This window comes from Clostridium sp. BJN0013 (assembly GCF_040939125.1).
GTDB lineage: Bacteria > Bacillota > Clostridia > Clostridiales > Clostridiaceae > Clostridium_B.
This window is the reverse complement of sequence record NZ_CP162495.1, coordinates 502,890-517,428: the sequence shown is the minus strand read 5'-3', so window position 1 is coordinate 517,428 and position 14,539 is coordinate 502,890. Positions and strand designations below refer to the sequence as shown.

Annotated in this window: 14 protein-coding genes and 1 pseudogene; 6 read left to right on the top strand and 9 right to left on the bottom strand. The window is 31.6% G+C overall.

Annotation, left to right across the window (positions count from 1 at the left end; all coding sequences use genetic code 11):
- The first annotated feature begins 397 nt into the window (after window positions 1-397).
- The 3 genes from AB3K27_RS02775 to AB3K27_RS02765 all read left to right on the top strand — a co-directional run bounded on the left by AB3K27_RS02775 (window position 398) and on the right by AB3K27_RS02765 (window position 3,891).
- The gene (locus tag AB3K27_RS02775) at window positions 398-2,437 is read left to right on the top strand and encodes a glycosyltransferase family 39 protein (RefSeq protein ID WP_368489726.1); all 2,040 of its coding nucleotides are present in this window, start codon (window positions 398-400) and stop codon (window positions 2,435-2,437) included.
- 98 nt (window positions 2,438-2,535) lie between these two features.
- Window positions 2,536-2,928 carry a hypothetical protein gene (locus AB3K27_RS02770; protein WP_368489725.1) on the top strand — a complete coding sequence of 131 codons (393 nt, stop codon included), beginning with the start codon at window positions 2,536-2,538 and terminating at the stop codon, window positions 2,926-2,928.
- A gap of 99 nt (window positions 2,929-3,027) precedes the next feature.
- Window positions 3,028-3,891 (top strand): alpha/beta hydrolase-fold protein, encoded by an 864-nt coding sequence (locus AB3K27_RS02765; protein WP_368491155.1) that lies wholly within the window; start codon window positions 3,028-3,030, stop codon window positions 3,889-3,891.
- A gap of 160 nt (window positions 3,892-4,051) precedes the next feature.
- Here AB3K27_RS02765 and AB3K27_RS02760 read toward each other — a convergent pair whose 3' ends face one another.
- From AB3K27_RS02760 to AB3K27_RS02740, 5 genes are all read right to left on the bottom strand, one after another.
- Window positions 4,052-5,455, bottom strand: coding sequence for a hypothetical protein (locus AB3K27_RS02760; protein WP_368489724.1), 1,404 nt, complete (start codon window positions 5,453-5,455; stop codon window positions 4,052-4,054).
- Window positions 5,452-6,015 (bottom strand): sigma-70 family RNA polymerase sigma factor, encoded by a 564-nt coding sequence (locus AB3K27_RS02755; RefSeq protein ID WP_368489723.1) that lies wholly within the window; start codon window positions 6,013-6,015, stop codon window positions 5,452-5,454. Before AB3K27_RS02755 ends, AB3K27_RS02760 begins: the two co-directional genes overlap by 4 nt.
- Window positions 6,016-6,395: 380 nt before the next feature.
- Window positions 6,396-6,827 (bottom strand): hypothetical protein, encoded by a 432-nt coding sequence (locus tag AB3K27_RS02750; protein WP_368489722.1) that lies wholly within the window; start codon window positions 6,825-6,827, stop codon window positions 6,396-6,398.
- A gap of 63 nt (window positions 6,828-6,890) precedes the next feature.
- Complete coding sequence (locus AB3K27_RS02745; RefSeq protein WP_368489721.1) at window positions 6,891-7,088, bottom strand: helix-turn-helix transcriptional regulator; 198 nt, start codon at window positions 7,086-7,088, stop codon at window positions 6,891-6,893.
- A gap of 165 nt (window positions 7,089-7,253) precedes the next feature.
- Entirely contained in the window at window positions 7,254-8,057 is an 804-nt protein-coding gene (locus tag AB3K27_RS02740) for a lipid II flippase Amj family protein (protein ID WP_368489720.1), read from the bottom strand.
- 169 nt (window positions 8,058-8,226) lie between these two features.
- Here AB3K27_RS02740 and AB3K27_RS02735 point away from each other — a divergent pair.
- Window positions 8,227-8,391: pseudogene (locus AB3K27_RS02735) on the top strand (cupin domain-containing protein); the annotation flags it as partial.
- 189 nt (window positions 8,392-8,580) lie between these two features.
- The gene (locus tag AB3K27_RS02730; RefSeq protein WP_368489719.1) at window positions 8,581-10,395 is read left to right on the top strand and encodes a serine hydrolase; all 1,815 of its coding nucleotides are present in this window, start codon (window positions 8,581-8,583) and stop codon (window positions 10,393-10,395) included.
- Window positions 10,396-10,505: 110 nt separating this feature from the next.
- Here AB3K27_RS02730 and AB3K27_RS02725 read toward each other — a convergent pair whose 3' ends face one another.
- Both AB3K27_RS02725 and msrA read right to left on the bottom strand, forming a co-directional pair.
- The gene (locus tag AB3K27_RS02725; RefSeq protein ID WP_368489718.1) at window positions 10,506-11,492 is read right to left on the bottom strand and encodes an NADH:flavin oxidoreductase; all 987 of its coding nucleotides are present in this window, start codon (window positions 11,490-11,492) and stop codon (window positions 10,506-10,508) included.
- Window positions 11,493-11,614: 122 nt separating this feature from the next.
- Window positions 11,615-12,097, bottom strand: coding sequence for a peptide-methionine (S)-S-oxide reductase MsrA (gene msrA / locus AB3K27_RS02720; protein WP_368489717.1), 483 nt, complete (start codon window positions 12,095-12,097; stop codon window positions 11,615-11,617).
- Window positions 12,098-12,585: 488 nt separating this feature from the next.
- Between msrA and AB3K27_RS02715 the strand changes: the two genes are divergently transcribed.
- Window positions 12,586-13,038 (top strand): nitroreductase family protein, encoded by a 453-nt coding sequence (locus tag AB3K27_RS02715; protein WP_368489716.1) that lies wholly within the window; start codon window positions 12,586-12,588, stop codon window positions 13,036-13,038.
- Between the two features lie 253 nt (window positions 13,039-13,291).
- Here AB3K27_RS02715 and AB3K27_RS02710 read toward each other — a convergent pair whose 3' ends face one another.
- Both AB3K27_RS02710 and AB3K27_RS02705 read right to left on the bottom strand, forming a co-directional pair.
- On the bottom strand, window positions 13,292-13,732 hold the full coding sequence (locus tag AB3K27_RS02710) for a Fur family transcriptional regulator (RefSeq protein WP_368489715.1): 441 nt from the start codon (window positions 13,730-13,732) through the stop codon (window positions 13,292-13,294).
- Between the two features lie 38 nt (window positions 13,733-13,770).
- The gene (locus AB3K27_RS02705) at window positions 13,771-14,340 is read right to left on the bottom strand and encodes a MarR family winged helix-turn-helix transcriptional regulator (protein ID WP_368489714.1); all 570 of its coding nucleotides are present in this window, start codon (window positions 14,338-14,340) and stop codon (window positions 13,771-13,773) included.
- Between the last annotated feature and the right edge of the window lie 199 nt (window positions 14,341-14,539).

Here is a 14,539-nt window from a genome sequence, read left to right as displayed (position 1 = left end):
TAAAAAACAGCCATAAGGCCTTGTGTATCAAGGTTTTATGCCTATTTTATCAGTTCCACACAATAGTGAGCAGACTAACTAGGCATTATAAATTTTCCGTCTAATATGCAATAAGACATCTAATGGAAACACCTGAGTTATGGAATATACTTCGCCCTCGGTGTCACAGATACTCTCATTATCCCATATTCTGCTGATACAACATCTCTATCAGATTAAAAAATCTTTTTTCTCTCTCCTTACAATAAAGCGTTTTCCCTGATGGAGAGTGGCTTTTAGTTTTCACAACTGTCCATTATAAATCACATAGTATTCACATAATCATTCCGTTTTTGTATGTTAACATTTAAGATGATAACTTGAAAAAAATAGAATATCATAAAGGAGGATACATAAATTGAAAAAAGTCAAGGAAGCAAAAGAATATATTTATCTTGCAGCTATTGTAATTATGTCTGCAGTACTAAATTTTTCAAATTTAGGAATAGAGGGATATTCTAATCAATATTACGCAGCTGGAGTAAAGAGCATGACACTGAGCCTTAAGAACTTCTTTTTTGTAGCCATGGATCCTGCAGGTTTTGTCACTATTGATAAGCCTCCCTTGGGTTTTTGGATTCAAGCAATCTCAGCTAAAATATTTGGTTTTAACGGATGGAGTCTACTTTTTCCACAAGCTCTGGCGGGAGTACTTTCCACTGTGTTGATATATGTAATTGTTAAAAAATCTTTCGGCAGTGCTGCTGGTTTAATTTCAGCCCTGTGCCTTTCTGTTACCCCTGTGTTTGTAGCAGTAAGCAGAAATAATACAATCGACAATCAGCTGGTATTTGTTTTATTGCTGGCATGTTGGGCACTTTCAGCTGCAGCCAGAGAGGGAAAATTTAAATATCTTATATTAGGCATGATACTTATAGGTATTGGATTTAATATTAAAGCACTGCAGGCATATATGATCCTGCCAGCAATATACATCATGTATTTACTTTCCAATACAATTTCCATCAAAAGACGGGTTATCCATCTGTTTGCAGGTACGGCAATTTTGCTTGCAGTATCGTTTTCCTGGGCATTGATAGTGGATTCTATACCCGCAAGCAATCGTCCCTATGTAGGAAGTAGTGGCAATAATACCGAAATAGGTCTTATTATAGGACATAATGGTACAGAAAGACTTAACCTTAGCAGCAGCAGTAATCAACAGAGTCATGGTTCAGGAGGCCCTGGACAAGGAGAGCCAAGTCAAAATAATCCAGGCCAAAGAGGCTTAGAGCAAGACAACCCTGATACGAATGAAAACTTTTCAGGTGGAGGATTTGGCGGCGGAAGCAGGTTAGCAGGCTCCATGGGAAACCAGACACCTGCAGGTATTACACGTTTGTTTTCGAAAAATATTCTTTCAGATCAGATTATTTGGTTTATTCCATTAGCATTCCTTGGATTTATAGCAGCATCAATAAAAGAAAAACTGAGGAGTAAACTAGATACTGATAAAAAGCAGGCACTACTCCTGTGGTTTATGTGGCTATTTCCGGAGTTTATATATTTTAGTTTCAATACAGGGTTATTCCATCCGCATTATTTAACAATGATGGCACCTCCTGCTGCAGCTTTGACTGGGATCGGAATCGTAGCCATGTGGCAAATGTACAAAGAGGGAGGATGGAAAGCTTGGTTCCTACCATTAGCACTATTGGCAAATGGTGCAGTACAGATGCTGATACTTTCTTATTTCTACAGTTCCTCTCGGATAGTTAAAATATTGATGGTTTTACTTATTGGGTTATGCTTTGTACCTGTATTAATATTGTCAGGGATTAACCTTTTCAAAAACAGATTGTCTAAAATTAATAGGGTATTGGTCTGCATGGGTGTTGCAGGAATTCTAATATCACCTATGGTCGGGTCTAGTGCTGTAATGTTTTATGCTGTGGATTCGACAAACCCTTCCGCTGGTATGGAGTTGCTGTCCTCACAGTCGTCAAAAAACCAAAGCCAAACTGGAGCTAAAAGCATGTATGGAAATAGCAACCGTGAATTCGACAATCAAAATATTAACACAGCTGATTTAGTTAAATTTTTAAATAGTCATCAAGTGAATGGAAAAAGTCAAGTTGTTGTGACCTCATTAAACACTGCAGAGAACCTTACCATTAATACTAATTTGTATGTTGGATCTTTAAGTGGATTTGAAGGAAATGAAACTGTTATGACCTTGGAACAATTTGAGGCTCGTGTAAAAAGTGGAGAAATACGATATGTTTTAGCTGGCAGTGGTAACAGCAAGGATAATAGAGGTAATTCAAACAATGAAATTATGTCCTGGATCCAAAAGAATGGCAAGCTTGTTTCCTATGCTTCAACAAATTCCTCAGAAAGTTCAAATCAGAATAACTCCGAACAAATATATGATTTGGCCGGTAGTGTTAAAAATTAGAGACTGATTATTTACAGAAGTAAAAATTTAACTCCATACAAACAGCAGACTATAATTTTTTGTACATTTAATAATTAAGGAAAATAAGGAGGCCAATAATGAAAAAGAAAAAAATAATGTCTACCCTAGTAGCAGGTTTCATGCTTTTTACGATAACAAATTTATCTGCATGTTCATCTAGTGGTTTAACTGCAAAATCAGCACCAGGCAGTGGGCATATTAAAAGTGTCACAGCAATTAATGAAGTATATGGAGATGGGCAAAAGGTAAGTGCCGCAGCGCTGCAATACGATAGTGCTATAGATACCTCTAAGTTGAATACATCAGATTTTAAAGTTGAGGGAAAGACCGTTACAAAGGTATATGCTAATACTGAAGCAAAAAAATCAGATAACGGTGTAAATGGTAAATATGTCATTGTTGAGCTTGATACAACCATTAAATCTGATTCAGGAAATGGTGGCAGTGACAGTCAAAATGGAAATGCTTAGCAAGGTGCTTCTCAAAGCAGCGGTAATCAAACGCCCGGCAGCGCTGGTCCTAAATTAGGAGAAAAAGCCACTGATTCAGCTAAAAGTAAGCCGTTGACAGTGAATATAACACAAAGTGGTGACATAGAAACTGTGGGAGGTCAAATATATAAGGCCGATTCAAAAGCGATGACAAGTACCAAGGATGTTAATTTAGTAGTAGAAGACTTCAAGCAACTTACTTATACAGATCCAAATTACAACAATGAAAAACTTATGTATAATCTATATGTACCAAAAAATTATGATTCATCTAAAAAGTACCCATTAGTGTTGTTTATGCATGATGCCGGTGTTGTAAGTAATAATCCTACAAATACGTTAACACAGGGGTTAGGAGCAGTTGTATGGGCAGAACCATCTGAACAGGCAAAGAATGAATGCTTTGTACTTGCACCACAATATACTAGTATTATTGCTGATGACACTTCTCAAACTACCGATCAAATGGATATAACAATTGATCTTGTAAAACAGTTGGAAAAACAATATAGCATTGATTTCAATCGTATATACAACACTGGTCAATCAATGGGAGGAATGACTTCCATCTCTATGGATATCAAGTATCCTGACATGTTTGCAGCATCATTACTGGTTGCTTGTCAATGGGATCCTACAAAAGTAAGTCCAATGGCAAATAAGAACTTATGGATTATTGTATCAGAAGGTGATAATAAGGCTAATCCAGGAGAGGATGCTATTACTGAAGTATTGAAAAAGAAAGGAGCTACTGTAAGCAAGGCAACTTGGAATGCAGAAGCTAGTAAAGATGAATTGGCAACTGACGTAAGTAAAATGCTGAGTTCAAACTGCAGCATCAATTATACGGTATTCAAGGGCGGTAGCCATAGATATACTTGGCAATATGCTTATACAATTGAAGGTGTACGAGACTGGTTATTCAAACAGGTAAAGAAATAATCAATTGTTTACCTGTTTGAGTTAATTTTTGGGTATTACATAAAAAGAAAGAACCCCTTTCATAATTTGTGTATAACACATGAACCATGAAAGAGATTCTCTCTTTACAGACTTTTTAAAATCTATTATAGAAAATATGGATTAACTATGAGTATAGAAACTACTTAATCATTGATGGATCTAATTCTATTTCAAAAGGACCTATTGAAGAAAAAGACACATCAATTTCGTTTAATTGTAATTTATCACCTATTACTTTTTCATCTTCAAGAATATGTTTAATACTATCATTATATCTACTATGATGGTTACTTCCATTTCCGCCCATAGTGACGCTTGCAAAAGAAATATCCCAAATTTGCAATTTTGCACTGCCGTCATTTAGATAACTGTAAATCAGTTCTACACTTTTATCTGATAGTCGCTGAATACTAATAATTTTATATTTAATTCCCTTATACTCACCAGTTTTGTTTAAAATACTTTTTCCTGATTTAGGAACATCTAAGTCTATCTTAAAATCATTACTTTTACCCAAATAATCATTTTGAACGTGATAAACTACTTTTGGAACAGTCAATTTTAACTTTTTGCCGGTGAGTTTGCTTAAATCGAATAGAGATTCATTTCCCTGATCTAAATAGTTGGTATTGTCATGTCCATATACTGCATTATTATATTCATCGGAAATTATAATGCGAGAATCCTGTATAGAATCATTATTTATTGATTTTATACTAGTTGGTTCTTTTAACTCCCATTTTTTACTTTCTTCAAAGGTTCCACAATTAACTTTATCTATTCTTTCTAATTTAAAATCTGGTAAGGTATCTGTAAAATAATAATCTACTTTTAAAATATTTCCCTCTCTTTTTAATGAAGTCACATTTAACGTAGTTATTCCATTAGCTGCAGTATATAATATATTTGATTCAGGAACTTCTTTAAAATCAGAATTTTTCAGTTTAAAAGTTGCTTTAGTAAATTTTTTATCATTATCCATAATACTTAAAGTATAACTATTAGCTTTTTTTACTTTGCCATTGTATTCTGCTCTATATGAACCTATGTGATTATCCGGCATCATGGCAAGATTATCACTCCTATTAAGTTCATAGGAATTACCATGTTCGTCTCTAATAATATAATAAGAGCGTTTAAGTTCTTCCGGTTCAATGGTTAAAGTAACTACAATCTTACTGTTATCTACATACATATTCGCTAAAGTTATATTACCTTGTTTAAGACTGTTTTTAAGAATTTTTGGGGTATCTGAAGAAATCTTTACTTCTCCAATGCCAGATATGACAGTGAGTTTTTCTATCATATTGGCTAAAACATCCTTTTGTGATATGAATATTGGAATACTTATCAACAAAATAACCGCTGCTGCAATAGAATTTCTTTTAACTTTGGAGCTTTTAGATTTTACTTTGCTAATAATATTTTTACAGATTGCTTTCTTTTCAATTTCATTGAGCTCATCACTGCTAAATTCATTTTCCTTTATATTAATATCATTCAAAAGCATTAAAATATCATCTTCATTTAAATTTAATTTCATTTTAATTCCTCCACTTCATTTGAAACATTTAACTTTCTTATAAGTGAATTTTTAGTGCGCCATAATCTGTTGTAAACAGCTCCTCTTGATAAATTAAAATTTTTACATAAACTGCCCATATCTTCATCTAAAATGTATTTTCGTATGAATAATTCTCTATCCAGCTCATTCTCACATTGCAGAAGCTTTATTAATATTTCTTTCTTTTCTTTGAATATATACTCATTTTCAACATCAGTTTTAGAAATTAACATTTGTTCTTCTATTTGGAGGTTGTCCTGTTTAACTAAACTTCTTTTATAATCTATAGCTTTATATTTACTTACAGCTAAAATCCAATTTTTGAATGAAGATTTTTCAGGATTATATAAATGGCTTTTATTCCATATTAAAAGGTATACATCATTAATACATTCTTTTGCATTTTCATAATTATCCTTTCCAAGTACATTCATTACGATTTTGAAGACTAAATTGCAGTAAGTATTAATTATGTATTCTAAAGCCATAGGATTTTTTTTCTTAAGTTCTAATAAAAAATTTTCGTCATTAATTTTCATTTTTAGCTCCTTTCAGTTTATCCTATCACTAATTAATACGGATAATATAATTGATATTTCACAAAATTATATAAAAAAACTTTAAAAGCTATATAGAAATATTTAAATCAATGAAAAAGTAAAAACAGCAATAATACATTCACATTGCTCTCACATGTATTTGATTATAATGTGACATAAGGACAAAAAAATAAAACACATCAATTAAATGCATTTTATTTTTAAAATATACTATTCATTACTTCTATAAAAACTTTCAATAATTACATATCATAATATTATTTCAAACATAAAATAATTAAACATAGTATAAATACTTAAAACAATTACAAATTTCTCTAAAATAAAAGTAGGAAGCAAATTGTTAAAATATTAATGAATTAATATCTTTTATGATTTATTACAACCATAGAAAAATAAACTACTGGCATAAAAATCAGTGTAAAAATACCAAATTTATAAAAAGAAATATTTATTATATTGTTTAGCATTACTAAAATAAATATATACCAGTACATAATCCAAAATGCTGAGTGGGCTGATTTTGTATTAATAAAAATATTTCTTTCTTCATTTTCTAATTCTATATTCTTTATTATTTTAGGATTTCTTGTTGCATTTTTATATATTAAGAACATTCCGACTCCAGTTGGTGTAAATCCAAATGCTAAGGCACTCCCCACTCCCAACAAAGATTTTATTCTTAAATCAAAAATGAGGTCAATTAATAAAATAGCTATACCTATAATTCCTATTGCAATAAATACCTTTGCATATAAAATCTCTTTTTTAACGTACCTGTTCACATCCACAATAAATCTCCCCTTTAAATGACATAACCTTTACTAAAAATATCTATTACCGTACTTGACTTCTTATTCTTCCTCAAATATAAAAACTTGTTCAATTATTAATCCAAAAAATTTAGCAATCTTATAAGCAAGCATTACTGATGGATTATATTTTCCCGTTTCCAGTGAATTTATGGTCTGTCTTGATACTCTCATCGCATCTGCCAATTCTTTTTGGGTTAATCCTCGCTTTTCTCTTAATTCCCTGATTGAATTCTTCAACTTATGACTCCTTCATACGTAAAGTTAACTTTACACATATTATATGCCATTAATATTTTACTGTCAAGCTAACTTTACAATAAAGTTATTTTTAAATACAGCTAAGGTTTGTCCATTTGCCTATAAGAAGTTCCTTTATCTATATAAACCTTAGAAAAACTTATGCTAAATAAGCCTTGCAATAATTACTATTAACTTTGAAGCAGGTACTAATAAAAATTGTGAAAGTATACTTCCTACAATCAAACCTCCTACAATAAAAATTATACAGCGATTAAATTCCAGTTCCGTGGATTCTCCCCTTATTACATCATCTGTCATCATGGATAAATAGGGATCGATAAATATAACCATAAATATTGTTGAAATGCTATTAATAACTGAAGATAAAGTACTGCTTGTCATTCTCAAATCTGGTTCTAAACAACTAGCATACAAAGCTGATAAGACACTTATACTTGATACTGAAAATGAAATCATATTTAATAAAATCACCTTTTTAGGAGTCTCCCTAAAATTTTTTAATTCAGATAGGTTTTCTCTTTTAGGGATTGAAATACTATTTTTAAATTGTTCAATTCCCGACTTTGAAAATGCATGCATCATTAATCTGGGCAAAGATCTATAAACACTAAATGATATAACTAATTTGTTGAATATTTTTATAAAAGTGGGCATTAAAATTGCACCTGATATTGTAGCTAAGGTAATAGAAAAAATTACCCATCTAAAGATATGTATTAAACCTGCAGACTGTCCTGAATTTATACCATTTTCAATAGTTTTTGCAAGTAAAGGTGCCTGCACAGTATTCGCGGTTCTTTGTATCAATACAAACACATTAAATACTGCAGAAGATACTGCAATTCTTCTTGTTCTTACTCCTACAATTCTTGCAGAATACGCCAGTGTTCCTATTATGTAAATAACAAAAGTTAAAATAAAAACCAAATAAACTTGAATTGTCATTTTTCCTTACCACCTTGTATTTGTAAATTAACAAGCTAATAACAAATAATAACCACATTTTATCATATTTTTGCCATTTGTAAATTGAATTTAAAAATTTTTTTCAAATCATTTGGTATAATATTAGACAAGTACTGAAGAGAGTATGGTATATTGTATCCATATAATTTCTGGAGATGCTATGGTTCAAATATTAGATAGGGCAGCAGATGTTACAATAAATAATAATACTTTTACTGTTAAATCAGGCGAAACCATAATAATGCCCTCTAATATTCCTCATGCACTTGGATCTGGAGAAAGATTCAAAATGCTTTTAACAATTATCAGATAATTCTAAGATTCAGGGAGGAGAAAAACATTCCTTATTTAAGCTCCACCTGAATCTGACTATCATATAATATGAGATGAAATTAATATATTGGAAATAAAACAATAATTTATCTTAATTATAAAAATTATCTACTTCTTATGATATAATTATATTATTCCATTAATTTTTAACAGAGGAGATGATAATCTAATGTTTAAGAAACCATTGATGTGTATTTTTCTCTCAATTTTTTTAGCATTTTCAAGTAGTAATATAATAGAGATAACAGTACATGCTGAGACAGCATCCATTTCAAATGAATTTACCATAAACGTAGATGGCACCAATATTCCATCAAAATATGTACAACCCTATCAAGATTTAAATTCAGTAGTCATGCTTTCCCTTAATGTATTATGTCAGAAACTAGATAGAGATGCAAAGCTTGAAGTAAAAAATGACAGTGCTCTACTGAATACCTCCAATTATAAGATAAAAATTGAAAACAATAACAAAAAAATATCTGTAAATAGGAAAAATATTACTTTAGCCACAGCACCTGTTATTAGAACAAATATTGTTTTTGTACCTCTTGAATTTTTCAGTGAAGTACTTGGTAAGACAATAAATTGGGACAACAGTACAAAATCCATTGAAATATATACTTCTTCAAAAAATATAGAAGACTCTTTTAAAAATGTGTTAAATCTGAAAAATTATTTGACCATTTCACAAAAATTGGATAACTATTTAAATGCACTAGAAACTACAGATAACTTTCACGGCAGTGTACTTGTGGCACGAAATGGCAGTATAATTCTTAATAAGGGATATGGGAAATCTGACTTTGAACAAAATATTAAAAACACTGAAGACACTATATTTCCCATAGGCTCCATGACCAAACAATTTACAGCCATAGCAATAATGCAGCTGGTTGAAAAAGGCCTTATAAATATAGATGATGTTATATCCAAATACATACCAGATTTTCCAAATGGTAATATTATAACGATACAAGAACTTCTAACCCACAGTTCAGGAATTGTAAACTGTACAAATTTGCCTGAGTTCTGGTCTATGAGTATTGATTCCTTTAATGATATAAATAATGTAATAAATTTATTTAAAAATAAGCCTCTGGAATTTCAACCTGGAAGTAAATTTAGCTACAGCAATTCAGGGTATATATTACTTGGGTATATAGTGGAAAAAGTAAGCGGAATAAATTATATAGATTATCTTCAAAAAAATATATTTCACCCTCTTAACATGAAAAATACTGGACTAGGTTATAATGGAATGAAAAAAATGTATACCTCCACAGGATATAGTGGTTATCTGGATGTTTTTCCTGTAAGCGATATGATGACAATTAACGGTACCTATGGTGCAGGTAACCTATGCTCCACCACAAGAGATTTGTATAAATGGGATAGAGCCCTTTATACGGATACGCTAGTAAAACAATCCACTTTAAAAGATATTTTTTCAAATCACATACAGATAACATCATCTGGAATATACTATGGCTATGGTTGGATGTTATCAAAAGAAAATTACGGCAAAAAAATATATCACGGCGGGAATACACTTGGCTTTACAAGCAATATAGCAAGATATCCAGATAAAAATTTAACTATAATTATTCTCACTAATGTGGGATATTACAACATAAATTCTCTTAATGATACTCTGGCAGATATATCCCTTGGCAAAAACTATGAAATGCCCAAGAAAAAATCCATAGTAAAAATTGATGATGCCCTCCTTGATAAATATACAGGAAATTATAAAATTGAGGGCAATCTTGGAAGTATATCCATAACACATGAGAACGGACACCTATATTGTAAACAAAACAATAGTGGACAAAAATATGAACTCTTTGCCCAATCACAAAATAAATTTTTTCTGAGAGTATCTGATGTTCAAATAAATTTCAATATAAATAACAAAGATCAGGTTACAGGAATCTCCCTATATGAGTCAGGTCAAGAAATAAGTGCAGAGAAAATCAAATAACCTAAATTGATGACTTTCATTATAGCCTACAGTTTAATAACAAAATCAATAGACAGTTTGAATTTTTCAAAACTGTCTATTTTATAATTCCTTAAGTATTGTATTCCAGGTTATTTCATAGCATTTCTGGCCCAATCTGAATCTTTGTATATAGCTCTTCCCACTCCTACTAAATCAGCTTCTCCCCTACTTAAAATCTCATCTGCTGTTTTTGCATGGATAATTCCTCCTGTTACAATTACAGGTATTGATACAACTTCTTTAATTGCCTTTGAAAGAGGCGTGAAATAACCTTCTTCATTTACCCCGGGAATAGTATATCTGCAAAGTCCTCCTGAAATATCCAAAATATCCACTCCAGCTTTTTCAAGCTGCTGTACGGCTATCTTGCTGTCTTCTATAGTTAAACCTCCATCCATATAATCACATGCACCTAACCTCATAAATATTGGAAAAGATTCTCCTACAGCTTCACGTACACTCTTTATAATGTCCTTGTGAATCTTAACTCTTCCTGTTATGTTTCCTCCATATTCATCTGTCCTTTTATTGGTGATAGGAGATAAAAACTGATTTAAAAGATAGCCATGGGCAGAATGAATTTCTACACCATCAAAACCCGCATTTTTTACCCTTAGTGCTGCTTCCTTAAAATCATTTACAATTGTTTTAATTTCATTTTTTTGAAGTTCTTTTGGAGTCATTCCGGTTCCAAAGGAATTAGGAACAGCTGAAGGCCCCACAATTTCCATACCTGTGACTTCCACATTTGCCGCACTTCCAGCATGATTTATCTGCATTACTGTTTTACATCCATTTTTATGAATAATTTCTGCTAGTTTTTTCAGATCCTCCACCATGCTTCCCTGTGCAATAGACATCTGATTGTTACTAGCTTTCCCCTGCTGTGATACAAAACTGTGCTCAATGATAATAAGAGAAATATATCCCCCTCTTGATTTTTCATCATAATAATCCAAAATGTCTTTGCTTATCCTTCCGTCTATCCCAGATTTTGCTGTTGCCATAGGGGGCATGATCAATCTATTTTTTAGTAATAATTTACCTGTATCTAATGGCTTATTTAAATAATTCATAATATTTCCTCCTTTAATCACAGATATGCATTAAATATAACCACTATATTTCTACTTGTCAATGAAGTGATTTTTAAATTCAAATGGAGTTCATTGTAATTCCAGAATCTATATTTACTTAACTATTCCATTAACTCTCCTGGTATGTGGCAATAGCCACCGGGGTTCTTCTCCAGATATTTTTGGTGATATTCCTCTGCATAATAAAAATTTTTAAGTGGTAAAATTTCCGTCACAATCTTTTTATTATAGTTCTTCTGCTGCTTTTCTCTGGATCTTTCTATTATCTCTACGTCTTCTTCATCTATGTAATAAATTCCCGTTCTGTATTGATTTCCCCTATCATTTCCCTGTCTATCCACAATGGTTGGATCTATTATCCTCCAGTAAAGCTCCAATAATTCTTCAAGATCTATAACTCCAGCATTATATTCTAAAAAACAAGCTTCTGCAAAACCTGTATCCCCACTACATACTTCTTCATAGCTAGGATTTTCCTCATTTCCATTTGCATATCCTACCTTTGTACTTAAAATGCCTTTTTTGTTGTCAAAATAAGCTTGAACTCCCCAAAAACATCCTCCTGCAAGTACAATTTTTTTCATAAATAAAATCTCCCTTCTCCATACGATACTTAATCAGACTCAAATAGTTATCTACCAACCATTTCTGTACTCAATAATTTTATCTATAATATCTCTTATATCATTTATATTATACCTAAATAATTATGTATATATTTTGAAAATTTTGGACATACTATAAATATCATTACCCTTTCGAATTATTTTGAGCTGACCTTGGGTCAGCTTTTTTCTATGAAGTGATTCCTTGGTTCAGGTAGAGTTTGTTTACAAATTTAAATACTCCTCAAATTCAAGACACAAAAATTTGCATACTTGATTATTTGTTTCTTACTTAGTATAATACTTTTATTAATAAAAGTAAAATTTTACATAAAGGCAGAGCAATTTCCTATTGACCTTAAAAAAGCCTTTGATATAGGCGTTAGACTGACAAGTATTTAAGCAAACTTTAATATTGACCCTTATACTCCACATTATTAAAAATATGTTATGAAAGGATGAGATGTATGAAATTTATTGACCTTGTACTGAAGGCTGGCCTGCTTGCTCCTACTGCTTGTAATAATCAACCTCAGCGTATTCTTGTGATAAAAAATGAAGAAGCTTTGGCAAAAATAAGAAAATGCACACCCTATCATTTTAATGCACCGGTAGTATTGCTCATCTGCTATGACAATTCAGAAAGCTGGAAACGCAGTTTTGACGGTAAAGATAGCGGAGATATAGATGCCAGTATTGTAACTACACATTTAATGCTTCAGGCCTCAGAACTTGGACTGGGTACTACCTGGGTGGGACATTTTGATCCTGCTATTATCAAAAAAGAATTTTCTCTCCCAGATCATATTGTACCGGTTGCCTTGCTTCCTCTGGGATACCCTGCATCAGATGCCTCCCCAAATCCACTGCATTACAAAAGAGAACCATCGGAGGAAATAGTATTCTATAATAATTTTTAGTTTAATAAAATAAAAGCAGAGATCACTCTAAATCCTTCAAAGGGTATCTCTGCTTTTATTCAATTTTATATTCTATATATAGCTAAATTCAAATATGAAATATATACATCTTAAATTCATCTTTATGACTTTATTGTATCATTTCACATTAAAAGAAAACCAACTCGCCGTTTCTAAAAGCAACCTATAGTTGCTTTATAAATGTAATTTATAGTTACAATACATAAATTATCTAAAGCCAAGGCATAACAATCTATTTTACCGATTCTTTAGCACATTTCTCACAAAATCCATAACATTTAATTCGAATATCTTCTATTTTAAAATTATACTTATTATAAACTTTTACTTTTGGATTGTCTATAAGCAAGTTTTCCTGAATTCCAATAATCTTTCCGCAACGCATACAAATGAGATGAGGATGTATAAAGTTTTTTTCATCTGTATTAAGTTCATATTTGTTAAGCTCATCCTTTTTATCAAAGCCTGTAACAATCCCTATCTCAGCCATAATTTTTAAAGTTCGATAAACAGTAGAGATTCCTAATGTATTGTCTTTTTCCCTAGCTATCTCCCATATTTCCTTTATGCTTAGGTGTTCCCCCATACTTTCCAGCATCACATTCAATATAATTTGACGCTGCCCAGTCAATCTATATCCTTTTCCTTTAAGCAACATCTCAAAATCTTCCATAATATTCAATCCTATATTTATAATTTTAAACTATTGGTTTACTCATACTCAGAATAATATCCATGATGATATCCATGCCTATGATGTATACCATTTTCTTTCCAGAAATCATGACAATGCCCACCATGATGACCAAGCCCATGTCTATGGTATATCTCCTCTCCATGAGAATTCTCAATCATTTCTAAACTTGCACACAATTTTTGAGTAAGAATAAGTAATTGTTCTTGTTCATCCTCTGTTAAACCTGTAAACAAAGATTCTGCAAGTGTATCTTTACTTTCAGTAATTTTCTCAGATGCTTTTTTACCTTCTTCAGTTAAATAAATATGCATTACCCGCTGGTCCTTGTCGTCCCGTTTCTTCACAATCAGACCATTCTGTTCTAACTTCGTCAACATTTCAGTCATGGAAGATGGACGTATATCCATCTGTTCTCCCAATTCTCTCTGACTGGCACCATCATTTTGGGAAATTAACAATAACAAGTTCGCCTGCCCGTGATAAAGTCTACCCTTTCTATAACCTTCTTTATGGTATACACGATGCATCTGCCTGTTCAAACGATGTAAAGTACAATACAAATCATTTAAATTTATTTTTGACATAATTTTTCCTCCTAAATATGTTGAAATTAATTTAGGTACCTAATTTAATTTTAGTATACCAACTCTTTTATTAAATGTCAACACAAATATTTAGGTCCCTAATCGATTATTATGCTACTTTTATTGAGTAAATGGATGAAAAATTAAAATTAACATATCCCTTTTTTCTTAGAATCTCAATATTACGGGTTACTGTAGT